The sequence below is a fragment of the Paenibacillus thalictri genome, from assembly GCF_004307995.1.
Taxonomy (GTDB): Bacteria; Bacillota; Bacilli; order Paenibacillales; family NBRC-103111; genus Paenibacillus_AF; species Paenibacillus_AF thalictri.
The window spans coordinates 103,707-128,220 of record NZ_SIRE01000028.1 but is presented as its reverse complement, the minus strand read 5'-3'; the positions used below and the strand labels follow the sequence as shown (position 1 = coordinate 128,220).

Here is a 24,514-nt window from a genome sequence, read left to right as displayed (position 1 = left end):
TCAGTTTAGGAGTCGCGGTCGTACCACATTGAGCTTATCGACTTTTCCTGTCCTGCTCTTATCTTTGTTGACAGGTTAAGATCGAAATAAACCAGGTTTTATTTTCAATAAAGTTTGAGCCCGATAGGGCGTTTAGTTTAGGAGGTCACCACATTGCTGCAAAAAACACACGGCCTGGCGGGGCTGCTGGCCGCCGAACTGGTCGTTTTTCATCAGGGGGTTCCGCTTCTGTCCTGGGAGGCGGCGGGGGCTCTGCTGATCGGCTGTTTTGCCGGACCGCTTGCCGATGTCGATAAGCCGGGATCGGTGATGGCCAAAATTTTTTTTCCGCTTTCCGCACTTCTTCATGTTCTTAAAGTCAAACACAGAACGTTAACGCATTCCATATTAATCGTTATTTTGCTGGGGTTGGCCGCAAGTCCGCTGCCGCCGCTGTATTATTGGAGCTTCCTGCTCGCCTACGCCACACATCCGCTGATCGACCTATTGAATGAACGGGGAGTCCAACTGCTGTGGCCGTTACGTTTTAAAATCCGGCTGCTCCCCAAGGTGCTGGCAATCGATACGGGATCGCTGGCCGAGGTGGCTTTCCGCTGGCTGGTCGCCGCGGCTGCCGTCCTATTATTGCTGGTCAAGCTGGATATCGCCCGGTTTTGATACGGAGGGTGCGCTGTCCGGAGCTGTAGGGCCGCTGCTTTCAAACTGCGTAAGCACCGCCCTATAAAGAGCCCAGTACAAAATACAGCACGAACAATGCGGCGACAACATAGACTGTGGCCGGCACCTCGCGCCTGCGTCCGGAAGCGATTTTGACCAGCGGATAAGCGATAAAACCGGCAGCGATGCCGTTGGCGATGCTGAAGGTGAGCGGTATCAACGCAAGGATCAGATAAGCAGGGAAACTTTCGGTCAGGTCGCCGAACGGAATATGCTGCGCTTTTTGCACCATCAATCCGCCTACAATAATCAGAATCGGAGCGATTGCGCTGTCCGGCACAAGCTTCAGAAACGGGATCAGAAATAAGGCCGGCAAAAACAGCAGTCCTGCGGTGAGCGAGGTCACACCCGTCCGGCCGCCCGCGGCGATGCCCGCGACGCTTTCGGCCGCCGTTGTTGTCGAACTGCAGCCGAGCATGGCGGCACCGATAATCGATGCGGAATTCGCTTGAAACGAGCGCTCAAATTTGGAGACGTCCGGAAGCATGCCGAGCTGCGCCGCCATATTTTGAAAAACGATTACCACGGATAATGAAAATACGGCTACCCAGAACGGGAACGATGAGGCTGCGCTGAAATCGAAAGCCCACAACAATTCGCGGTATCGGCTTAAGGACACGCCGCCTCCGCTTAAGCCGCTTAAATCTACGATCCCCGCCAACATCCCGATACCGGTGCCTGTCGCCATGGTGATAAGAAAGCTGCCGGGCACCTTGCGCAAATACAAGGGCAGTCCGATCGCCAGTGTGATGATTGTTGTCCATACATGCGGATCGCCGAGATGGCCTAACGTGACGAGTGTATTCGGGCTGGAGACTACCAAACCTCCTTTGATGAAACCAAGAAAGGAGATAAACAAACCGATTCCTGCCGTCATCGCATGAATGAGCGGCGAGGGGATTGTTTGGATCCAAGCGATGGCCCGCTTCGACCAAGCGACAGCGGCAAAGACGATGCCTGCAAGCAGTACGGCCGCAAGCGATTGCCGCCACGATAAGCCAAACGCCGTGACCAGTACATAAACGAAAAAAGCGTTGTCGCCCATGCCCGGGATCACGATAAGCGGCGAATTGGCCCATAGAGCCATAAGCAAGCAGCCTGCCAAACAGGCAAATACGGTTGCGAGTATGGCCGCTTCGTATGGCATGCCGGCTTGAGCTAACATCGAACCGTTTACGATAACGATATAGGAAACTGTCATAAACGAAGTTATCCCGGCCATGACCTCGGTGCGCACCGTCGTTTGTTCATTTTGCAAATTAAGCATAAGCTGGCCTCCAATCCAGGTGTGGTGATGCAGTTGGGCTAATGTGCCCTTTCTTGCTTCATTGTTGTCAAATTGTGCTATAATACGCATAATACGATAAGAAAAGCTTATGATCAAAGCCCTCTCGGCGAGGCAGCTTCGCTCAAAACTTATAGATGCTGATGTTATACAAAGGGGGGGGGGATCCAGTGATTCAAGATTTGTCGGAAATCACGCTGTTTAAAGACATCCCCCGGGAAGACCATCCGCAGCTTCTCGCGTTATTTAAAACCCGCAATTTCAAAAAGAACCATAACCTGATTTTTGAGAACGATCACAGCGACGAAGTATACTTTATCCGTTCCGGCATCGTGAAAGTGTACCGTGTTAAAGACGCCCAGGAGCTTGTGTTTAATTTCCATTTTCCCGGCCATGCGGTGGGCGAGATAGAGGCGATTTGCGACGAAAAGCAGCTGTACCGAATGGCTTCCGTTGAAGCATTTGAGCCGGTTGCCGCATGGATGCTCACAAAAAAAGATTTTTTGTACATCATTAATAAATACCCGGCCGTTCTCCGAAGGGCGTACAATTTACTTCTGGAGCGGCTGAGGATTATGAACCGTAAAGTGCGAAGTCTTACTTTCGACGATACGCGAACTCGTACGGCCAATCTGATTATGGATTTGTATCATAATTGCGGAGGGCAATATGACGGCGTCTACAGGATTGATTTTAAAATAACACAAAGTGACCTGGCAGACATGCTTGGACTTACCCGGGAGTCCATTTCGAAGACCGTCAATGAGCTGAAAAAGGACGGAATTATCGAAATTAGGCAGAAGTGTATCCATATTCTTGACTTGGAGCGGCTGGACTACATATGCAATGAGCCCGATGAGATGTCGGCCCACCGTATTTGGCATGAACGATAACATGGGATAAACACGTCATTTGTCCTTGCACAACATAGTGTAACAAACAAACGGCGATTGTGCTGTCGCGGTTTTGGCCAAAATATTGTGAGGCTGTTCACAAAAAAGAAGATGATCCGTTCGCTGAAATTTCCGCCGAAGTATGGTAAGTTGGCAAGTAGTGATTTTATTATGAAATATGAGATGGAGGTTTATTACATGACAGTTCATATCGGTGCAAAAAAAGGCGACATCGCCGAAGCCGTGCTGCTGCCGGGAGATCCGCTGCGCGCCAAGTACATTGCTGAGAATTTTCTTGAGAATGCCGTCTGCTATAACGAGGTGCGCGGCATGCTTGGTTTCACGGGCTTATATAAGGGGCAAAGGGTATCCGTGCAGGGAACCGGCATGGGCATACCTTCGGCCGGCATCTACATTCACGAGCTGATTAACGAATTCGGCGCGACCGATCTCGTGCGGGTAGGGACGTGCGGTGCTATTCAGAACGATGTGAAGGTCCGCGACGTAATTGTCGCTCAAGCGGCATGCACCGATTCGGCGATTAACCGCAACGCTTATCCGGGCATTGATTATGCGCCGATCGGCAGTTTCGAGCTGATCAAGAAGGCTTATGAGGTCGGAACGGATCAAGGGCTGCATATCCGGGTAGGCAATGTATTCTCTTCCGACGTCTTTTACTCCGACGGTCTGGACACGTTAAAACTGCTGGGTAAACTCGGAGTGCTTGCCGTGGAGATGGAAACGGCGGTATTATACACGCTGGCTGCCAAATTCGGCGTACGCGGATTGTCCATATTGACTGTGAGCGATCACGTGATGACAGGGGAACAGACGACTTCCCAGGAGCGGCAGACGACGTTTAACCAGATGATCGAGGTAGCCTTGGATACGGTGTTGAAATAAAGAAAAATACGCAAGCAGCCTCTCTTTCTCGAAGGGAGGCTGTTTTTTATTCATATCCAAAATACCCCTGTACCCGCTTTCCCCCGCTATGACTCCGAATGGATGGAGACCCGACTGTTTTTATATTCGTTGGGCGTTTGTCCGGTCACCTTCTTGAATATGGTGCAGAAATAGGAATAACTCTTGAAGCCGATTTTTTCGGCAAGCTCAAAATTCCGGTAGGTTCCGTCCGTCAAATATTTTTTGGCCAGCTGGATACGTTGTTCTGTGATATAGTCCGTCATGGAAATGCCCATATCCTTCTTGAAGATGCGGCTTAAATAAGCGGAGCTGAGTTCGACTTTCTCAGCCACGAGCTCAAGCGAAAGATCGGCATCCAGATGTTTTTTAATATATTGGATGGACCGCGCGATTTCCGGGCGGGTTTTGACCATTTTATTTTGCTTGTCCCACCAGGCGATCAGCCACTTGCGCAGCTGCTCCGTGGATTCGAATAAGCTGGCCGACTGCTTGAAGACGGGCCAATCGGTCACCGGCTCATCGCCCGAATGCAGTTCAACTGCTTGCGCCAGCGTATGGAGCCACTGCCGGAGCTGCTCGGGATGCGGCTTATAATGCAGCGATACAAGCTCTGCCTGGGCCAGCCATTTATCCAGACGAACCCGGTCTTGGTCTTGAATGACGGTCTGAAAGCTCTCATATAAGGTTTCGTAATCGGACGTAAGCTGACGGTGGAAGGCGGCTGCTTGACTTAGTATAATGGGCTGCGGTTTTTTCTGATAATAACGATGGCCGGTATAGGACAACAGCGCATGGTATTTATCTTTGAGCTGGCGGATCAAGGTGAATGGTTCGCTCACGACCATGGAAACCATCGGTTGCTCCTCTGAAGAAACGGTCGTGTCTTCCAGAGAAACCGCCGCGCTTTTCTTGCTGATAACCGCGTCGTTGATGGCATTGAGCATGGGGAACGCATGTTCTTCCTGCCATTCGGCCAAGGCGGCGGAGCCTGACGCTAGAAGGAGAATCGCACAATGGCCTGCCTCCGTCGGGAAGATTTCGTATTTGACAGGACAGCTCTGATTCAGCAAGTCCCGGACGATGTCCAGCAAGCCGAGCCCGGCGGGGTTGTAGTTGTTCTCGCTGTATCGCGCAGAAACGGAACCCGGTTTATCGGCTATGCATACTAACAGGATGTAACGTTCGGCATGGATATGAAGACCAATGGACGAAGCTTTCCGTATAATCTCGTCTTGCTCCGACACCAATCCGGATACGATATCTGCGAAAAATTGCTTGCGGATCGGGTATTCATAATTTTGCATGACCTGCTGCCGGAATTTCAGATTCTCACCCGTCGCACGCTGCTTATTGATTTCATGACGAGCCCGGTCAAGCGCTTCTTTTGTCTCGTCCGTGTTGCCTGAAGATTTCAGGATATACCCGGAGGCCCCTTTCTGAATCGCTTTCTGGGCATAGCCAAAATCCCGGTGAGCGGTCAAAATGATGACCTGCATGTCGGGGTACCGTAATTTCAGCTGCTCAAGCAAGGTCAATCCGTCCATCAGCGGCATCGTAATATCGACTAAAGCGATGTCGGGGACAAGTTCGCTGCAAAACGCCAAAGCTTCAGAGCCGTTGGCGGCCTCGCCGATAATATCGAATCCCCACTCGCGCCACGGGTAAATACTGCGAATATGGCTTCTGGCCATAGGTTCGTCATCAACCAGCAATAGGGTCAGCATAGTGATCTGCCTCCTTGCTGCCTCGACTTAATGCGGGCAGCGTCAAAATGATCCGGGTTCCCTCACGGACAGTGCTTGCCATCTGGATATGGTAGGCATCCCCAAACATAATTTTCAGACGGTTATGGACGCTGTACAAGCCGATATGTTCATGTTCGTCGGTTCGCTGCCGGTCGAGCGACTGGATGATCGCGGCCAGCTTCTCCGGCTCAATCCCGATCCCGGAATCCTCGATAATAATATCCCATGAATCGCCGTGAAAGGTCGTGCCTATAAACAGGACACCAGGCTGGTTATCCGGAACAATTCCGTGAAAAATGGAATTTTCCGTAAGTGGCTGAAGGGTAAATTTCGGCAGCAGCAAAGATTGCGTATAAGGATCGATATCCATTTCTATGGAGAAGTGGGTTTCGTACCGGATCTGCATCAAATGAATGTAGTGTTGAACGGACAATAGTTCCTCTTGAAACGTCAAGGGCATAGGCGACAGGTCGATGCTGTATTGCAGTGTTTCGATAAGGGAAGAAATCATAGCGTCCACTTTGTCGAATTGCTCTTTTCTTGCCGCCGCGCCTATAAGATTCAGCGTGTTGTACAAAAAATGGGGCCGGATTTGCGACTGCAGCGCGCGAAAGTCCGATTCTTTCTTTTCCGCTTCTTTAAGCTGCAAATCATCGATGAGGTTTCTGATTTTCTTCGTCATATGGTTAAAATGTTTAGCCAAAATGCCCAACTCGTCATGCCTGACTTCCTTAATCGTCGTATTCCACTGGCCTAGGCTGATTTCGTCCATGGAACGGGCGATTTTCTTAATCGGGCTGCCGATAAAAATCGAGATCATAAAGGAGATGAACAAAGCAAGCACACACGACAACGAGATGAGCAGCCAATTGCTCGACATGCCTTTCTGCAGAGGCGTTAGCAGTTCTTTGCGGTCGAGCACCCAAATTTCCTGCCATCCGACCAGATCGTTTTGCTTGCGGACCAGCAGCAGATCCAGCGAATTCTGCCTAGTTTCATAGGTGCCCCAGTTCTGGTCGAACCATTCCGGGCTCAGAAGATTCAGCTCGTATTTTCGTGTAAAGACGTTATAGGACATATACGGGGATGTGCCGTAGATGGGCTGATTCGCCCGATCGAGCAGCAGCAGTTGGCCCTGCAGAGACGCGGAATCGGTCGGAAATATGGACTTGTAGAATCCGGCAAAGTCCAGATCGAGAGCAAGCGTATACGGCGTACCCGAGAAATCGGGAATTTCCATCATCGCTGTAATCGTATAGTTGGATACCGGAGAATAATAAGGCTTGGACCAATACAACTCGTAGGGGACTTTAATATCTTTCCTATTTTCCTGAAAATCGAGGTTATCGTCCAGCAGCCAATTGTTTGGGGTCGTGCTTGCGACGATGATATTCCCTTTAAGCAAGTGAATGTTTTTGGCGTTGGGGAAGTACAGAATCAGGTTATCGTTCATCCATGTCTGGATCTGTTCGTAATTGCCGGACTGCAGCCGTTTGTCCCCTGCGACGGAAAGAAAGAAACTTCTCATGCTTCGCAAATTGAGCTGGAGATAATCGTCCGATTTGGCAATCAATTGTTTGGCGAACTCGGTTTGGGCGAAGAGCAGCGTTCCGGAAGCTTTCTGCTGAAAAAAGAAGGTTGAAGTTAAAATAAGCGCGACGATAAGCAGAAACGTGATGAAAAAGATTTTCGTCGATATTTTGAGACGGCGGTTCAGCCAATCCAGACTTTCTGAAATCATGAAAGCGTTACCTCCTTTTCATGTGCAGATTTATATTATAAAGCTTGGAAACGCAAATAACTTAAAAATTTTCGAGAATTTTGAATATTTTTTGTTTTGGCGATTTTGTAATATGGTGTCATAACCGCATGAGGAGTTGAGAACAGTTTGAGGCGCATAAGCTTGTTTAAGACCAGGCTGCTGTTTATTTGGTTGGGACTAGCGTATTTGCTGTTGTTCAAGTTTTGGCCGATGCTTGGGCTTGTGATCGCATTCCAGGAATACTCGATCGGAAACGGATTTTTCGATGGGCCATGGGTAGGCGCGGAGCACTTTCGAACTTTTTTCGATAATCCGAACTTCTCCCAAGTTTTTGCCAATACGGTGGTGATTAGCTGTTACCGGTTGCTTTTCGTGTTTTTGCCCCCGATTGTGCTGGCGATTCTGCTGAATGAGGTGATGAGCAAATGGTTTAAAAGACTGGTGCAGACGCTTGTGTACTTGCCACATTTTTTATCGTGGGTTATTATTTACGGCATCTGTTTTATCATGTTGTCCGAAGGCAGCGGTTTGGTCAACCAATGGATCAGGCAAACGGGCGGCGAGGCGATCGGATTTCTTACCTCGGAGGAATGGTTCCGGGCGATTATCGTCAGTACGGATCTCTGGAAAGACACCGGATGGGGGACCATTATTTATTTGGCGGCCATTACGGGGATCAACCCGCAGCTTTATGAAGCGGCGGTAATGGATGGCGCTAGCAAATGGAAGCAAATATGTCATATTACGATTCCCGGGCTGACACCGGTCATCTTTCTGATGTTTGTGCTGCGGCTCGCTCATATTTTGGACGGAGGATTGGAGCAAATTCTCGTCTTTTACAATCCGCTGGTGTATTCTGTCGGAGACATCATCGACACCTGGGTATACCGGATGGGCATTTTGGAAGGCCGTATGAGTCTTGCGGCTGCGGTTGGACTGTTTAAATCCGTCATCGCGCTTGGGTTGGTTCTGGGAGCGAACCAGTTGTCACGCAAAATAACCGGCTCGGGCGTTTGGTAGGGAGGGAGCTGGCATATGAGACATTCAACAGGTGAAAAATGGTTTTACAGCTTGAATTACGTATTGCTGTTGCTGCTTGGCATCGGCACGGTTGTTCCGTTTCTATATATCGCAGCGGTTTCTTTGACACCGCTTACAGAGGTTATGAGGCATGGGGGATTTATCTTATTCCCGACTCAAATTACCTTTGCCGCATACGAGCAAATTTTTACCGAATCGCTTATTCCGAGGTCGCTGCTTAATACGGTCATCGTCACGCTGCTAGGCACGTTGTTTGGTTTGCTGCTGACGATGGCGATGGGGTTTGGCCTTGCCAGGAAAGAAGTGCCGGGCCGGCGGATTTACATTTTTCTCGTTGTCTTTACAATTTTGTTTAACGGGGGCATCATCCCGACGTATTTGGTCGTGAAAAACCTTGGCTTAATCAACTCGCTGCTCGCTTTGTTTGTGCCGACGTTGATCAGCCCGTTTCACCTGCTTATTGCCAAAACATTTATGGAGCAGCTGCCGGGGGAATTGGAGGATGCGGCCGTCATCGACGGCGCAGGCGAGGCCGGTTACTTCGTCCGGGTCGTACTTCCGTTATCGCTGCCGCTGCTGGCCACGTTAGGACTGTTCAACGCCGTTTATTACTGGAACCTGTATTTTCCGGGTTTGCTGTATATTACGAAAGCTGATTTATTTCCGCTTCAAGTCGCGCTGCAGCAGCTCGTTACCGTGCCCGAACCGGCAGTGGCGGCCGAAGCTGTCGCTTTACCGCCGGAGACGATGAAGATGGCCGGAGTTGTCGTTAGTACGCTGCCGATCGTCATTGTGTACCCGTTCCTGCAAAAGTACTTCGTCAAAGGAGCGACATTAGGAGCGGTAAAAGGGTAACAAAAGCGCCAAAAATGAATAGATAAAGGGGATAGATCGATGCGATTTCTGAAAAAAGCCGTCATTCCGGGGGTATCTGCCGTGCTGCTGCTTACCGCCGCTTGCAGCGGAGGGACGGGGGTGTCCAAGGACACGGCCAAATCTGACGCTAAGCCCGATGAGAATAAAATATACAACATCCGGTCCGAACGATTTTCGATCCGTCCCTTCCAGCCACCCCAAGACAATCCGCTGGACGCAATGATTAAGAAGGATTTGAATATTAATCTCAAGGTGGATGTCGGTGTAGGCAACTACGAAAATTGGCTGAAGCAATTTAATACACGTGTGGCGTCCGGGGATTTGCCCGACCTTGTCATGTTGCAAAGAGCCGATCTGGTGAGGTTTGCCAAATCCGGCACGGTCATCCCGATCGACGATTTGCTGAAGCAGGTTCCTGAGCTGAAAAACCGGATGAGCGAGGCAAATTGGAAGTTTGCTTCGGTAGACAACAAAATATACGGTGTTCCTTACCTTAACCAAACGGGTCCTTTTAATGCTCTTGTTATCCGCAAAGACTGGCTGGACCGGCTGGGATTGAAAATGCCAACCACAACGGACGAATTGTTCGAAGTGTTAAAAGCATTTACGTTTGGCGACCCGGATGGCAACGGAAAACAGGATACGTTTGGCTTAAGCGGGGAAATCAATTTTGTCACGTTCAGCGCTTTAACCAACGCATTTGGTTTGCCGCAATTCGGCGGTTCAAAAGAAGGGATTCCGGACGATTGGATCGATGCCCAGGGCAAACTGCACTTCGGCCCGATTTCGGACGAATACAAGCAATATTTGCAATATATGAACAAGCTTTATGCGGCCAAGGTGCTGGACCCGGACATTGCCAACATCAACACCTCGCTGTTTCAGCAAAAAATGGTGCAGGGGCAAATCGGCGCTGCGCTCATGTTTAATCCTCACCAAAACTTTTTTGCAGGCCGGCCTTGGCTGGACAGCATTAAAAAAGCCGACCCGAAAGCAAATTGGGTGTATGTGTCCCCGGTCAAAGGACCCAACGGTCTTTCCGGCAACAACTCGGCTTCGCCTTCTTCGCAATACAGCACGGTTGTCACCAAAGCGGCGTTAAGCGAGCCCGGTAAAGCGCTCAAAGTTGTGCAGCTGCTTGCTTATATGTACAGAGAGGGATTCAATGGCGGCAAGGGTGGGCAATTCCTTGATTTCGGAGCGGAGGGCACGGATCATAAGACCACTAACGGAAAAATTACGCAAGTGCTGCCGCAGCTCGCGGTCGATCAGAACAATTACTTGACTCCTTATACGATGGGCGGAGAGCCGAATCATCTGGATCCGATTCAATTGCAAGCCACGACGGAGGAGTTTCAATGGTTCCGGAAGCTGGATGAGGATAAAAGCAAGGACAACCGGATCGTCAACTATTATTACAGCTCGCTTCCTTTTGTTTATGACGGCGATACGTACGTTAAGGAAATGTCGCTTAAGTTCATCTACGGCAAAGAGGATTTAAGCAAATGGGGCGAATATGTCCAGACGTTAAACGACCGTTATCAATATAAGAAGGTGCAGGAAGCGCGCACAAAGGAACTTCAGGATATGGGCATATACAAGGGGAAATAAAAAGGAGCGTGATGGATGGTGGCCAGCAAAAGCAAGGATAAACCCAATGTGTTGTTTATTATGACTGACGATCAGGGGCCGTGGGCGCTCGGATGCGCCGGAAACAAGGAAATCATCACCCCGCATCTGGACCGGCTTGCCGCTGAGGGCGTGAGGTTCGACCAGTTTTTCTGCACATCGCCGGTATGCTCGCCGGCCCGGGCTTCCGTGCTGACCGGACAAATCCCATCGCAGCACGGGATCCACGATTTCTTGCGCGATGCGGATAATGCCCGCCTCACTTATTTGACCGGTACTGCCTATACAGAGCTGCTTGTGGAGCATGGCTATACATGCGGCATTTCCGGCAAATGGGGAGTAGGCAACGATTATGCGCCGCAGAAGGGCTTCTCCCATTGGTATGTTTGCATGTACGATGCCGGGCATTACTGGAACCCGCCGATGGTTCGCAATGGCGAGGTGATCAGGGAAACCGGATATTTGACCGACCTGATTACCGCCGACGCCTTGTCGTTTCTGGAGAAACAGTCGCAGACCGAACAGCCGTTTTACTTAAGCGTAAATTATACCGCACCGCATCATTTGTGGGTGGGTGAACATCCGCAGAAATTTGTCGATATGTACGAGGATTGCGCATTTGAGTCGTGCCCGCAGGAGCCGGAGCACCCGTGGTTTCTGCCGCTCACGAACCCTTCTACGGTACGAACGGATCCGGTTGCGAATCTGAAAGGGTATTTCGCCTCCGTAACGGCGATGGATGATGGTGTCGGCAGCCTGCTTGGCAAGCTGGAACAGCTTGGACTGCGGGACAACACATTGATCTGCTTTATGAGCGACAACGGCTTCAGCTGCGGCCATCACGGAATATGGGGCAAAGGGAACGGAACATATCCGCAAAATATGTACGACAACTCCGTGAAGGTGCCGGCCATATTCAGCCACCCGGGCCGGATTCCCGCAGGGCGCGTCGATTCCTCCCTGCTCAGCCAATACGATTTTATGCCGACGCTGCTAGAATATTTGAACATTCCGCACCCGCTTGCTTCTGAACTGCCGGGCAGCAGCTTTTCTCATATTTTGCAGGGGGATTCTTCGGATGACAGGCAGCATGTTGTCGTTTATGACGAATACGGGCCGGTAAGAATGATTCGTACGCCGGAATATAAATACGTGCATCGTTTTCCGTTTGGCCCGTTTGAGTTCTATGACATGAAAGCCGATCCTGAAGAGCGAAACAACTTATATGACCATCCGGATGTTCAGGATCGCATTGCGGAGCTGTACCGCCGGCTGGAAGACTGGTTCCTGCACTTCGTGAATCCCGCCATGGACGGAGCGCGTCTGCCGGTAACCGGGACAGGACAGAGCCAGATGGTTGGATCGGCCCTGACCGACCACCGGACGTTTAACCAAAACGGCCGATTGTACAAATTGAGAACGGATTCGCAAGCTACATCTTGAGCGGGAGGCGCATAGGAATGAGTCAAACGAAAGAAGTGACGATTTTATATACAAACGATTTTCACTCGCAGGAGCAGCCGGTTAAGGCGACATGGGTCGAGGGCAGTCCGATGATGGGCGGCGCCGCTTATATGGCCAGCTATATTAAGAAGATCAGGGCATCCGAACCAAATGTGGTGCTGCTGGATGCGGGCGATATTATCACCGGTTCGCCGCTTAGCATGCTGACTGAAGGCCGGGCTCCGGTCGATCTGTTCAACCGGATCGGATACGATGCGGTGGCGATCGGCAACCATGAATTCGACCACGGCTGGCGCAACGCTAAGAAATTAATATATGAAGCGAACTTTCCTTTCCTTGCGGCCAACATTTTCTATAAAGGCACGAACATTTTATTCGCTAAACCTTATGAAATCATCGAAGCCGGCGACGTCAGCATCGGCGTGATCGGCATCCACGGCAAGAAGGCCGGTTACGAAACGATTTCACTTGAGCAAATCCGCGAGTTGGAATTCCGCAATCAGGAGTCGGTACTTCAGGAATACGTCAATTTGCTGCGTCCTCATGTCGATCTGATCGTCGTGCTGGCGCACCAAGGCATTCCGGCCGAACAAGCGACGGAAGACCGCGAGGTGGTCGTCGAGCGGGACTTTGAAGAAGACGTATATATCGCGAATCAGGTCAAAGGCATTGATGTGCTTATCGCCGGGCATTGCCACAAATCGATCGTGCGGCCCTATGTGGCGCAGCAAACGGGGACACTTGTCGTTTCGACGCGGGCGCTTGGTACGATTGTCGGCTATTTGAACCTGAAGTTGGATGGCAGATCGGGTAAAATCGTGCAGTTTACGGGACATCTGGAGCCCATTCTCTCTGAGCGCATCATGCCCGATCCGGAAATTGCCGAAAGAGTGGCTTATTGGGAAGAGCAATCGAAGGTGCTGGTCAACCAAGTGATCGGTCACGCTTCGGACCATTTGACGCGCAATTATTTCGGGGAAGCGCCGCTTGGCAATATAATTACCGATGCAGTCAGACTGCTTGCACAGGTCGATTGCAGCTTCTACCAAGGTGGGGGCGTTCGCGCCGATATCGAGAAGGGCGATATTACGATCGGCGATGTGATGAATGTCAACCCGTTTCAATCGCCTACCTACGTGATGGAATTTACGGGGATCGATCTGCTTGGCATCTTGGAGCAAAGCGCCGCACTTGTTGCCGGGGTGCTGCAGCAATCGGGAATCCGCATGGTGATCGATATGGAGCGAGAGATCGGACAGCGGGTGATTGAAGCGACGATTAAAGGGAACCCGATTCAGCCGGACAAAATCTACACCGTCGGAGCGAGCAGCTTTCTGGTTACGGGCGGCGACGGCTTCACTGCGTTCACGAAAGCTAAGCGGGCCTACAATACATCGGTCGTGGAGCGGGATTTCCTGATCGAGCATATTAAGAAACTGCGGCATATCGAACCCGTACTGGACGGCAGGACACGGATTATCGGGATGCCGGAAGGCATCGGAAACGTATGAAACCGAATCGGAAGCCGAACATTTTGTTTATTATGGCCGACCAATTCCGCTGGGACGGAATCGGAAGCGTCGGCCAATGGACCCGCACGCCTAACCTGGATCGGCTTGCAGCGGAAGGCATCACCTTTACCGGCTGCATCAGCAACTCGCCGCTTTGTCTCCCGGCGCGAACGTCGCTTGCTACCGGGTTATACCCTCATCAAACCGGCATTTGGCACAATATCCGCGGTTATGATATGCCGCAAGATACGGCGACCTGGATGCAGGCGATCCGGACTGCCGGCTACAGAACAAGCTTGTTCGGCAAAAGCCACCATCACCGGTATCAAGGCGATTTGCGTGACCGCGAATATCTGATGCATGCTTACGGTTACGAAGATGTTCATGAAATTGCAGGACCCCGCGCTTGCGTGGCCGTCAAAAGCTACATGACGGACGAATGGGAAAGACGCGGCGTCTGGCAGGACTATATCAACGATTACGAACAGCGCTATGCGGGTAAGCCTTATACCGCCACACCTTCCGTGCTGCCGTTGGAGCTGTATGCCGATGTGTACGTCGCACAGAGCGCTAAGGAGTATCTGGCTGCGTACAGCGACAGCCGTCCGTGGTTCTGCATGCTGAGCTTTGGGGGTCCTCATGAGCCATGGGACGCTCCCGAGCCTTATGCAAGCATGTATGATCCGGACGGCATGCCGCAAGCGATCGCCAGACCTTATCAAAGTGATCAACGGCCAAGAGGATACCTTGACGAACTGATGGGCAAGCCTGAATATTCGCCCGCTTTAAGCAAACGGGAAATCGGCGAGCTGCGGGCTAATTATGCGGGCAATATTTCTTTGATCGATGATCAGATCGGCGAGGTTCTCCAAGTTCTGAGCGAACGCGGAGAGTTGGAGCATACGGTGATTGTGTTTACATCCGACCATGGCGAGATGAACGGCGATTACGGACTGATTTATAAGTCGAATTTTCTAAAAAGCTCGGTCCAAGTTCCTCTGATCGTGAGAACGCCGGATACGCTGAAATCGGGGGATGCCGGTTCCATCTATAATGGAATGGTCGAGTTAATGGACGTGGGCCCGACTTTGGCCGGCTTTGCAGGGTGTGACGAATTGCCGCATAAACAAAATGCGCTTTCCTTGCTCCCCGTTATCAAGGACCCCGATGCCCTTCATCGTCCTGATGCGCTTTCGGAGATTAACGGCGAAGTGATGCTGCAGACGAGCGAGTGGAAAATCGCGCTGAACCGCGAAGGGGAGGCGTATCTGCTGTTCGACGTGCGGCGCGATCCGAACGAGCTGAACAATTTGGCGGTGCAGCCGACTGCCGAAGCGGCGAGCACGATTGAAGCATTAAAGATGCGAATTGCAGAACGTATGGCGGCATGTGCCGGGTAAGCGACGGGAGCCGCCGTTGCTCCTCTTGGGGCCGCTGCCGTTTCGCTTGGGGCGATATTGGATTTGCGAGGGCCTGTTTGCCTCTTAAGGGGCGACAGGCTTCTTTTTGACGTGCAAAATCGCATATTTTTTAAAAAAAGTGTCGAATTTTGAATGTTTTTGTGCGGTTAGGGTTGATATTCTACAATTGCAAAACGTAAAAAAGCGAAATGTGGGCATGAGGAAACAACGAAAATAGCCAGCTTGGCGATGGAACAACGAAATAGACGTCAGAATGCGGTTTTAATGGCTCCGAAATCGCCGTCTTTTACGGAAACCGCAGGTAACGGCGCGATCGATTAAGTTAGAACGCCGAAGGAGCAAGCGAGGGCGGACTATTCGCGTTTTATTCAGAGAAGCGATCGCTTGGAACCTATGCATTTGAAGGCGGTAGAATATGAAGAAACAAATGATATGGGCAGTTCTAATTGTAGTTGTATCGGTTTTCGCGTTGGTGTCATTGAAAATAACGACGGCTCCAGGATCGGTATTAGCAACGGAAGTAAATCAGCCCGAGCATGGCGTTCTCGACATTCGCGATACCGGGGCAGAGCAATCCATCGTTACATTGCGCGGAGAATGGGAATTTTATTGGAACCATAGACTGGAACCCAAAGATTTTTGGCATAAAGACTTAACTGCCGCTTATATAATGGTGCCTTCATCTTGGCACGGCTTTTCATCGAACGAATCGGACAATTCCAGTTACGGCTTTGGCACATATCGTCTGCTTGTGCATCTGCCGGCATCCGACCTGGGCAAGAACAAGGCGTTATTTTTGCGTGCGATCGGCAGCGCCTACCGTCTTTGGATAGACGGCGAAGAGATGCCGGGACTGGGTACGGTCGGCAGCAGTCTGGAGGAGGAGCAGCCGAAATCTCACATTAATCTAGTTTTTTTTCAGCCCAAAAAGCAGACGATGGAATTGATTATCCAGGTGTCCAATTACTCTTTCCGCGAAGGAGGGATTAATCGGGAAATTGTCTATGGAGATACAGTTGCTCTGATTCCGGGAATATTAAAAGAGCTGCTTTACGATATCTTTGTCATTGGCGGCTTTCTTATGATTGGCATATACCACCTGATTGTTTTTGGCATGAGAAAAAAAGAGTTTTCCGCGTTATTCGTCGGATTGGTTTCACTGGCCGTCTCCATGCGCACCTTATTCATCAACGGTTATTTATCTGCCGTGCTGCTTCATATCGAGAGTTGGGAATTGCTGACCAAGCTTGAATATATGAGTGAACTCTTCGGATTTATTACATTGGTATGGCTCATGAAAAGTTTATACCCACGGGAAATCCACGCGGTGATGATGCGGATAGCCTTGATCCTCTTGGCCGGGTTGTTTTTGTTTGTTTTGCTGACTCCTGCCCGTATTTATACGGAATCTATGCTGGTTCAAAGCTTATTGAAAACGGCCGTATTGCTATATTTTGTTATGTATGTAGGGGTTCAGGCCTACTTGCGCAAACGGGAAGGTGCGCTTATTCATCTGACTGCTTTGGTACTGATTGTTTACGCCACAATTAACGATACCTTATATTATTTGCGAATGGCGGATACGGTGGAACTGCTCAGCTACAGCATCATTCCGTTTATAATGGCTCAGGCGATTATTGTTTCACATCGGCATGCACTGCTTTCCCGCCGCAATGATGCGCTGTTGGAGGAGCTTGGAGCGGTGAATATGTCGTTGGAGCAAAAGGTTGCGGAGCGGACAAAAAGTTTGCAAGAGGCCAATGAGCGGAGAACCAAAATGCTGGCGAATATCGCTCACGATTTGGGCACGCCGTTGATTGGAATCCAAACCTATTTGCAATTAATGGTCATGGGGAAGCTGTCAGCCGGGAGCAATAAAATGACGGGGCAGTTGTTGGACAAAACGGATTATGTTAAACGTCTGGTCGACGATTTATTTGAATTGTCGAAGCTGGAATCGAGGAGCGCGGATTTTAAATACGAGATTGTCGATGTTCGTTCATGGATCGATGAGCTGCACGACAAATTCGAAGCTGATATTACTGGCGTTGGCATGAGTTTGATTAAAGAAACATCGAGCATCGGGGCGAAGTCGTTTTTTGTCCGGATTGATAAATATCGGATGCGCCAGGTTCTTCAGAACTTTCTGGATAATGCGGTGAAATTCAGTAAAGGCATGGGTCGCGCGATAAACCTTAGAGGAATAGTAAGGCGCGATCAAAGCGGATCCGGTTACGAGCTCGTCGTGGAAGTTGAAGATTACGGGAAAGGCTTAACGGAAGCCGAGCTGGCTCAAGTTTTCAACAGGTTCTATCTAAACCGGGAAAACAATGAATCTGGCAGCGGGTTAGGGCTCGCAATCGTACAGGAGATCGTTGAGCAGCACCAGGGCCAAGTCGGAGCAAGAAGCGAACGAGGGGCAGGAAGCGCGTTCTATTTCATCCTGCCTGTTTCCTGCGAGGAATAGACTTGATTCTGGATGCTGTTCTCCAGACTGCGAATTGCATCTTGGCGATTCTGAACTCCCAGCTTGTTGTAGATGTTCGACAGCTTGTTTTTGATTGTGCCTTCTGTAAGAAACAAGGTGTCGGCGATCTCCCTGATTGAATATCTTTTGAGCAGTAAAGCAAGGATAGGCTGCTCTGACTTTGAAAATGCCGTGCCCGTTTCGAAAAAATGCTTTAATCGCTGGTCTTTCATAAAATCGCTGTTAGTCGAAGCGTATCGCGCAACCTTAGCGGCAACTTCGGCCGGTAGTATAAACTGGCGGTTAACGGTATCGCGAATCGCTTGGATCAGCTTGTTGAAGTCTATTCCTTTTAGGACATAACCATTAGCTCCATTGGCAAGTCCCTGGAAAATATATTCCTCTTCGTTAAACGTAGTCAGAATCAGAATCGGCAGTTCCGTATCCCGCTTGCGAATTTCACTGATACAGGCAAGTCCGTTCATTTCCGGCATCTGCACATCCATTAATACGATATCGGGGCTGGAGGCTTCTATGCATTGAAGAGCTTCAAGCCCGTTTCGTGCTGCTCCGCAAACCTCCATATCCGCCTCTGACGAGATGATCAATTCAAGCCCGCTTCTTAATAACTCATCATCTTCTACGATTAGCACCTTTAACGGCTGGTCCATCGGAAATACATCTCCCTATTCTGGCAGTTCAGCATATATCGAACGAAACGAGAGAGTAATCGTGACTAAATATCACTGAAATCTCTCTTAATATAGTTCTATTATACTGTAAACCCTCCTTGGTTGCACAAATACAAAAGTAGTGACCGTTAGTAACTATGCTGACTGAAAAGTTTTTCATACAATAATGAAAAGTGAAATGAAATTTTTGACACAAAAAGTCGAATGATCCGAGAAAAAGAAAAAGGAGAATCGTAATTTTGAAAAAAAGTGTCGGATATTGAATGTTTTTTGGCCTGCCTGCCGTGTACATTTAAAAATAGACAATATCTAAGTCACAAAAGAAAGGGATAGGTGAATTCGCGCAATGTGGAAGCGTATTCTCATTATTTTGGCATCCGTCTTTTTAATTTGCGGGGTGTTGTCACCCCGGGCTTCGGCCGACAGTTCGGCAGACGTATGGACGAAGCGGACGCCGCTGCCTACGGGTGAATATTTGCAGCATGTCATTTTTGCCAACGGCACATTCACGGTGGCAGGAAACAATGGCACACTTCTGACTTCCGCCGACGGAATCAGTTGGACGCTGCAAACATCCGGTACATCAAATACTCTTACCGGTATCAGTTACGGCGGAAACATCTATGTGGCAGTTGGATTGAACGGTACGATTGTAACGTCCAGCAACGGGATCGACTGGTCAACTCGGACGTCAGGCACAACAGCAAATTTCAGCAGCATCAGTTACGGCAACGGTACTTTCGTAGCAGTCGGTGCCTCCGGTCTCATTATGACCTCCAGTGACGGTTTAAGCTGGTCGCCGCAAACCTCCACGACGGATAAGGGGCTTGCAACCGTCAGCTACGGCAATAATCTGTTTATTGCAGTGGGGGCTTCCGGTACCATATTGACCTCCGGGGACAACGGTGTGACATGGACACCTCAAACGGGCGGAATAATGGGTCAGACACAAAATGTTGCCTTTGGCGGCGGTCTCTTTATGATAGCAGGGAATGCCGGCAAAATTGTGACTTCCGCCGACGGAGTGACATGGACGCCGCAAACATCGGGTACAACGGATCAATTCGAAGGCGCAAGTTATGCCAATGACACTTTCATGGCATTTTCGTATGCTTACAAGACCAGTACGAAAACTATATGGACTTCCAGCAATGGAACAGCTTGGACGCAGCGGGATTCAGGCGCGATGAACCAATTGCGGAGCGCCAGCTACGGAAACGGTATTTACGTTGCCGTAGGAGCATATGGCAGGATTGTTACTTCAACAGACGGAGCTTCGTGGACGATTCGCAACTCGGGTACGGATAGCGGGACTAGCGATCATCTGAATGGGATCGGCTACGGCAACAATACGTTTGTGGCGGTTGGGAACGCCAACAATATTTCAACTTCCGGCGACGGAATATTTTGGACGAGCCACACCCCGAGTTTGTCCGCTTCAGCGTCGTTCAAGAGTGTCGCATTTGGCGCCAACCGTTTTGTGGCGGTTGGCGGCGGCGGCTTCGTGATCACTTCCGCCGATAGCGGAGCGAGCTGGGACACTTCATCTTCCAATACAACAAATATTTTATCGAGTATCAGCTACGGAAATAACCTTTTTGTGGCAGTCGGCTTCAGCGGTACGATTATCACCTCCCCTGACGGCGTGACCTGGACGAGCCGCACGTCCAATACTTCAAGTAATTTAACCGGCGTTATTTACGCCAACAACATGTTTGTTGCTGTTGGCTCCGGCGGCGCAATCGTAACCTCGACTAACGGAGTGTCCTGGACAAATCAAGTATCGAACTCCACCGCTACGCTATACAGTATCGGCTACGGCAACAATACGTTTGTGGCGGGAGGACAAAGCGGCGCGATTCTGACGTCCGCCAACGGAACGGACTGGACGGTGCAAACGAAATTCGCTAACTCCAATGTATACGGCTTAACCTTTGGCAACGGCTTTTTTGCCGGGGCGTTGGGCAGAGCCACATGGTATTCTTTTGACGGAATTTCCTGGAAGTTGGGTAATGCCAATGCAACATCTACACTGACCGGCATTTATTACGCTAATAACGGACTTGTAGCGGTCGGCGAAAACGGACTTATTCTCCAATCCAATTCCTTTCCGCTCTTCAGTGTGACTTATGACGGCAACGGGAACACGGGAGGCAGCTTGCCCAGCGTCAGCAAGCCGTATTTGGACGGAGATTCGGTTTCTGTCCTGGGCAATTCGGGCGTACTAACGAAAACGGACTATACGTTTGCCGGCTGGAATACAAAAGCGGATGGAACCGGCACGAATTACGCCGCAGGGGCGAACTTTAACGTCAACGCTGCGAACGTCGTGTTGTATGCGAAGTGGCAATTAAACGGGACTTATACCGTGACGTATAACGGGAACGGCAGCGCGAACGGCACGGTTCCGCTTGACAGCGGGATATATACGCAAGGAGCGGCGGTTACGGTAGGGGACAATACGGGCAATTTGAGCAGAAGCGGGTATACGTTTGCCGGCTGGAATACAAAAGCGAACGGAACCGGCACGGACTACGCCGCAGGAGCGACCTTCAACATCGGAACTGAGAATGTTGTGTTGTATGCGAAGTGGACGTTAGACGGGGCTTATACCGTGACATATGACGGTAACGGCAGCTCGAACGGGACGGTTCCGGCTGACAGCGGCACGTATACGCAAGGCGCGACTGCCGGGGTGATGGGCAATACGGGCAATTTGAGCAGAAGCGGTTATGCGTTTGCCGGCTGGAATACGAAGGCCGACGGCACCGGTACGAGTTACCCCGCATGGGCGACCTTCAACATCGGCGCTGCAAACGTCACGTTGTATGCGAAATGGCTGCTCTTGGGCGACGCAAACGGTGACGGCATGGTCACAAGCGCCGATGCGCTGCTGCTGATGCAATATGTGAAGGGCAAGTTGACGTTGACGGAAGATCAGAAGCTTGCGTTGGACGTAAACGGCGATCATGTTTTGGACGAGTTGGATGTGCAACTGATTTTGGCTATTTCCGTAGGTAAGGGGGCTACCGGTTAATGAGTAGTCAAGTGCTGGGTCAATCTGCGATGTATAAAAAAATGGTTTCCGTGTGGCTTGTCGTGTGTCTGATCTGCGCTTTCTTCAGCCCGCTGGCGGAGGCTGGAACGGTGGGAGGGCCGGATTCGATCGAGATCGGCAGCGCCGAAGGGGCGCGGGGAGATACGGTTAACGTTGCGGTGTATGTGACGCCGGATTTTATGGTTTGGAAATACGATATTGCCATACAATACGACCCGGCTGTGCTGGAGCCGGTACCGGCGGGGGAAGTGACGGACGAACTGGGAGTCAGCGGAGCGGAAACATTTACACCGTCTGCCACGACCCCTGGAGTCATACAGGTAGCGGCACAATTGTCGACTCACCTTCTGCTGAGCCGCGCGAAGGTGTTTACGCTCCACTTCAAGATTAAAAGCGATGCCGTGACAGGAGGTTCTGCCGTGACCGCGCAAGCCGGGCAAAGCTTCCTGTATGAAGGCGACGATCCGGTTGTTCCGACGATCACGGCGGGTTCCGTGACGGTGAAGGCGCCAACGACGTATACGGTTGCTTTCGATTCGCAAGGGGGCAGCACGGTAACAAGCGTGACATACGTGGTATATGATACGGTTATCAATGCCCCGACGTCTCCGAGCAAAAGCGGTTATACGTTTACGGGTTGGTATAAGGAAGCGGCGGGTACAAATGCGTGGAACTTCACCGCGGATAAGGTAACGGCGGACACGACGTTGTACGCGAAATGGCAAGCGGCGGCGTATACATATACGGTCACCTACGCTGCCGGTACACATGGCGCGATGAGCGGCGGGGCCAGCGAAACGGTGACGGATGGCGGGTTCCCGCAAGCTGTGCCGACCATTGTGGCAGACGGCGGGTATACGTTTGCCGGGTGGAGCAGCGACGGCGGAACGACAAAGTTGTCCGGTTCGGAAGTGGCAGCGACGCCGGTAACCGGCAACATCGCGTACACGGCCTATTATACGCAGACCAACACGCAGCAAGATGTCGCGGTCACCATCGGCAGCGCAAGCGGCCGGCCGGGACAGTCGGTGCAAGTATCGGTTGCCATCGCGAATGCGACTTCCGGCGTAGGCTCCTACGGGATGAAGATCCCTTTTGATTTTTCGGCGCTGGAAGTGACAGGCATTACGAATGAATCCGGGGCGTTTTTCGATTCCCGTTATGACAATGCCGGCGGTTGGCTACAAGTGGCCTGGGCGGACAGCAATGGCGGGGACAGCCCTATTGCCGCCGGGGGCAAGTTATTCACGGTTACGTTCAAGATTAAAGAAACGGCGGCCGACGGAGACAAGTTGTTAACGGTCGACAATCAGAGCGATCTGCGGGCTTTTTCCGTCACGGATGCGCTGGCGGTTGAGATGAACAAAACATTGGGCAACGGCAAAGTGTCGGTAACCTCGTCGAACCAGGCGGCCCCGCTCGCGAGTGCCGTAACGGTGTCGGGAACGGCGCAGGTAGGGCAAACCTTGACGGGCAGCTACGTATACAGCGATGCGGACGGCGATGCCGAAGGGGAAAGCACGTTCAAGTGGTACCGCTCCGATGACGCATCCGGTGCGAACAAGACGGCAATTCCCGGGGCTGTGACACATACGTATTTGTTGCAGGCGGCGGATTTGGGAACATATATCAGCTTCGAGGTTACGCCGGTTGCGGCCACGGGAACGGCTATGGGTACGCCGACGGAGAGCGCGAGGACTTCGGCTGTCGCACGGCCATGGACGCCATCGTCGTCGAGTGGCGGCGGCAGTCCATCTGCAACGCCGGTTGCCAGTAACGGCGTGAATGTACTCGTTAACGGCAAAGTGGAGAATGCGGGAACAGCTACCACAAGCAAGCGCAATGAACAGACGGTAACGACGATCACGATTGATCCGGCCAAGCTCAGCGACAAACTTGCGGCTGAAGGGCAAGGAGCCAAAGTAACGATTCCTGTAGATGCGCATTCCGACGTCGTTGTCGGCGAGCTGAACGGTCAAATGGTGAAAAGCATGGAGGGCCAGCAAGCGGTGCTGGAGATTACGACGGAACATGCCTCGTACACGCTTCCGGCGAAGCAAATCAATATTGATTCCATTTCCGGTCAAATAGGAAGTTCGGTCGCTCTGCAAGACATCAAGATACAAATCGAAATTGCCGCTCCGACAACGGACACGGTGAAAGTGGTGGAGAATGCGGCTGAGAAAGGAACTTTCACATTAGTCGCACCGCCGATTGAGTTTAAGGTCAAAGCCACGTACGGCGACAAAACCGTCGAGGTATCGCAATTTAACGCTTATGTAGAGCGGACCATTGCCATCCCGGAAGGCGTCGATCCGAGCAAGATCACAACGGCGGTCGTCATCGATGCCGACGGCTCGGTACGACATGTACCCACGAAGATCGGCATCGTGAACGGGAAATATTACGCGATCATCAACAGCTTGACCAATAGTACGTATTCGGTTGTATGGCACCCGCTCGCTTTCCGGGACGTCGAGAGCCATTGGGCGAAAGCGGCAGTTAACGACATGGGATCTCGCATGGTTATCGACGGTACGGGGGAAGGCATGTTCAGCCCTGACCGGAACATAACCCGCGCCGAATTTGCAACGATTGTTGTCCGTGGGTTGGGCCTTAAGCTGGAAAATGCGTCGAGCCCCTTCTCCGACGTGAAGTTGTCCGACTGGTATGCCGGCGCTATTAACACAGCTTATGCTCACCAACTGATCAGCGGTTTTGAAGACGGAACTTTCCGGCCGAATGACAGCATTACCCGGGAGCAAGCCATGGCGATGATCGGCAAAGCCATGACGATCACAGGGCTGAAGGCCAAGCTTCCTGTCCCAGCGGCCAATGCGACGCTGCTGGCTTACACGGATGCGCAGGATGTATCCGCTTGGTCTATCGGCGGTGTCGCCGACAGTGTGCAGGCTGGCATCATCACCGGAAGAAGCGGTACTACGCTTGCTCCGCAAGCGTTCATCACCCGGGCCGAGGTAGCCGCCATTCTCCAGAGACTTCTTCAAAAGTCGGGTTTGATCTAAATT

16 protein-coding genes are annotated in these 24,514 nt (G+C 51.2%); 12 read left to right on the top strand and 4 right to left on the bottom strand.

What is annotated here, in order from left to right:
* Positions 1-153: 153 nt before the first annotated feature.
* Positions 154-657 carry a metal-dependent hydrolase gene (locus EYB31_RS31780; protein ID WP_131017523.1) on the top strand — a complete coding sequence of 168 codons (504 nt, stop codon included), beginning with the start codon at positions 154-156 and terminating at the stop codon, positions 655-657.
* Positions 658-718: 61 nt separating this feature from the next.
* Here EYB31_RS31780 and EYB31_RS31775 read toward each other — a convergent pair whose 3' ends face one another.
* Positions 719-1,984, bottom strand: a complete 1,266-nt coding sequence (locus EYB31_RS31775; RefSeq protein WP_131017522.1) for an NCS2 family permease — start codon at positions 1,982-1,984, stop codon at positions 719-721.
* 188 nt (positions 1,985-2,172) lie between these two features.
* Here EYB31_RS31775 and EYB31_RS31770 point away from each other — a divergent pair, with 188 nt between their 5' ends.
* Both EYB31_RS31770 and deoD read left to right on the top strand, forming a co-directional pair.
* Complete coding sequence (locus EYB31_RS31770) at positions 2,173-2,895, top strand: Crp/Fnr family transcriptional regulator (protein ID WP_240763091.1); 723 nt, start codon at positions 2,173-2,175, stop codon at positions 2,893-2,895.
* A gap of 198 nt (positions 2,896-3,093) precedes the next feature.
* A complete protein-coding gene (gene deoD, locus EYB31_RS31765; protein ID WP_131017521.1) occupies positions 3,094-3,798 on the top strand; it encodes a purine-nucleoside phosphorylase in 705 nt (234 codons plus the stop codon).
* Between the two features lie 86 nt (positions 3,799-3,884).
* Here the strand turns inward: deoD and EYB31_RS31760 are convergent, their stop codons facing one another.
* Complete coding sequence (locus tag EYB31_RS31760; RefSeq protein WP_131017520.1) at positions 3,885-5,543, bottom strand: response regulator transcription factor; 1,659 nt, start codon at positions 5,541-5,543, stop codon at positions 3,885-3,887.
* Positions 5,521-7,305 carry a sensor histidine kinase gene (locus EYB31_RS31755; RefSeq protein WP_131017519.1) on the bottom strand — a complete coding sequence of 595 codons (1,785 nt, stop codon included), beginning with the start codon at positions 7,303-7,305 and terminating at the stop codon, positions 5,521-5,523. Before EYB31_RS31755 ends, EYB31_RS31760 begins: the two co-directional genes overlap by 23 nt.
* Before the next feature lie 147 nt (positions 7,306-7,452).
* Between EYB31_RS31755 and EYB31_RS31750 the strand changes: the two genes are divergently transcribed.
* The 7 genes from EYB31_RS31750 to EYB31_RS31720 all read left to right on the top strand — a co-directional run bounded on the left by EYB31_RS31750 (position 7,453) and on the right by EYB31_RS31720 (position 17,735).
* Positions 7,453-8,346 (top strand): ABC transporter permease, encoded by an 894-nt coding sequence (locus EYB31_RS31750; protein ID WP_240763089.1) that lies wholly within the window; start codon positions 7,453-7,455, stop codon positions 8,344-8,346.
* Between the two features lie 15 nt (positions 8,347-8,361).
* Positions 8,362-9,222, top strand: a complete 861-nt coding sequence (locus EYB31_RS31745) for a carbohydrate ABC transporter permease (RefSeq protein WP_131017518.1) — start codon at positions 8,362-8,364, stop codon at positions 9,220-9,222.
* Between the two features lie 39 nt (positions 9,223-9,261).
* Positions 9,262-10,854 carry a type 2 periplasmic-binding domain-containing protein gene (locus tag EYB31_RS31740; RefSeq protein ID WP_131017517.1) on the top strand — a complete coding sequence of 531 codons (1,593 nt, stop codon included), beginning with the start codon at positions 9,262-9,264 and terminating at the stop codon, positions 10,852-10,854.
* 15 nt (positions 10,855-10,869) lie between these two features.
* The gene (locus EYB31_RS31735) at positions 10,870-12,315 is read left to right on the top strand and encodes a sulfatase family protein (protein ID WP_131017516.1); all 1,446 of its coding nucleotides are present in this window, start codon (positions 10,870-10,872) and stop codon (positions 12,313-12,315) included.
* A 17-nt stretch (positions 12,316-12,332) separates the two neighbouring features.
* On the top strand, positions 12,333-13,847 hold the full coding sequence (locus EYB31_RS31730) for a bifunctional metallophosphatase/5'-nucleotidase (RefSeq protein WP_131017515.1): 1,515 nt from the start codon (positions 12,333-12,335) through the stop codon (positions 13,845-13,847).
* Positions 13,844-15,247, top strand: coding sequence for a sulfatase family protein (locus EYB31_RS31725; RefSeq protein ID WP_131017514.1), 1,404 nt, complete (start codon positions 13,844-13,846; stop codon positions 15,245-15,247). The genes EYB31_RS31730 and EYB31_RS31725 overlap by 4 nt, the downstream gene beginning before the upstream one ends.
* 436 nt (positions 15,248-15,683) lie before the next feature.
* The gene (locus tag EYB31_RS31720) at positions 15,684-17,735 is read left to right on the top strand and encodes a sensor histidine kinase (protein ID WP_131017513.1); all 2,052 of its coding nucleotides are present in this window, start codon (positions 15,684-15,686) and stop codon (positions 17,733-17,735) included.
* On the opposite strand, the gene EYB31_RS31715 is transcribed toward EYB31_RS31720, so the two are convergent.
* Positions 17,702-18,406, bottom strand: a complete 705-nt coding sequence (locus EYB31_RS31715; protein ID WP_131017512.1) for a response regulator transcription factor — start codon at positions 18,404-18,406, stop codon at positions 17,702-17,704. The genes EYB31_RS31720 and EYB31_RS31715 overlap by 34 nt on opposite strands.
* 367 nt (positions 18,407-18,773) lie before the next feature.
* Between EYB31_RS31715 and EYB31_RS31710 the strand changes: the two genes are divergently transcribed.
* Entirely contained in the window at positions 18,774-21,464 is a 2,691-nt protein-coding gene (locus EYB31_RS31710) for an InlB B-repeat-containing protein (protein WP_131017511.1), read from the top strand.
* On the top strand, positions 21,464-24,511 hold the full coding sequence (locus EYB31_RS40705; RefSeq protein WP_131017510.1) for an S-layer homology domain-containing protein: 3,048 nt from the start codon (positions 21,464-21,466) through the stop codon (positions 24,509-24,511). The genes EYB31_RS31710 and EYB31_RS40705 overlap by 1 nt, the downstream gene beginning before the upstream one ends.
* Positions 24,512-24,514 lie beyond the last annotated feature (3 nt).

Bases quoted from the DNA above. Each gene is read 5' to 3' on its own strand.
- EYB31_RS31720 (WP_131017513.1), top strand. From the start codon at position 15,684: ATGAAGAAACAAATGATATGGGCAGTTCTAATTGTAGTTGTATCGGTT.
- deoD (WP_131017521.1), top strand. From the start codon at position 3,094: ATGACAGTTCATATCGGTGCAAAAAAAGGCGACATCGCCGAAGCCGTG.
- EYB31_RS31740 (WP_131017517.1), top strand. From the start codon at position 9,262: ATGCGATTTCTGAAAAAAGCCGTCATTCCGGGGGTATCTGCCGTGCTG.
- EYB31_RS31710 (WP_131017511.1), top strand. From the start codon at position 18,774: ATGTGGAAGCGTATTCTCATTATTTTGGCATCCGTCTTTTTAATTTGC.
- EYB31_RS31760 (WP_131017520.1), bottom strand. From the start codon at position 5,543: ATGCTGACCCTATTGCTGGTTGATGACGAACCTATGGCCAGAAGCCAT.
- EYB31_RS31735 (WP_131017516.1), top strand. From the start codon at position 10,870: ATGGTGGCCAGCAAAAGCAAGGATAAACCCAATGTGTTGTTTATTATG.
- EYB31_RS31755 (WP_131017519.1), bottom strand. From the start codon at position 7,305: ATGATTTCAGAAAGTCTGGATTGGCTGAACCGCCGTCTCAAAATATCG.
- EYB31_RS31730 (WP_131017515.1), top strand. From the start codon at position 12,333: ATGAGTCAAACGAAAGAAGTGACGATTTTATATACAAACGATTTTCAC.
- EYB31_RS31715 (WP_131017512.1), bottom strand. From the start codon at position 18,406: ATGGACCAGCCGTTAAAGGTGCTAATCGTAGAAGATGATGAGTTATTA.
- EYB31_RS31775 (WP_131017522.1), bottom strand. From the start codon at position 1,984: ATGCTTAATTTGCAAAATGAACAAACGACGGTGCGCACCGAGGTCATG.
- EYB31_RS31745 (WP_131017518.1), top strand. From the start codon at position 8,362: ATGAGACATTCAACAGGTGAAAAATGGTTTTACAGCTTGAATTACGTA.
- EYB31_RS40705 (WP_131017510.1), top strand. From the start codon at position 21,464: ATGAGTAGTCAAGTGCTGGGTCAATCTGCGATGTATAAAAAAATGGTT.
- EYB31_RS31725 (WP_131017514.1), top strand. From the start codon at position 13,844: ATGAAACCGAATCGGAAGCCGAACATTTTGTTTATTATGGCCGACCAA.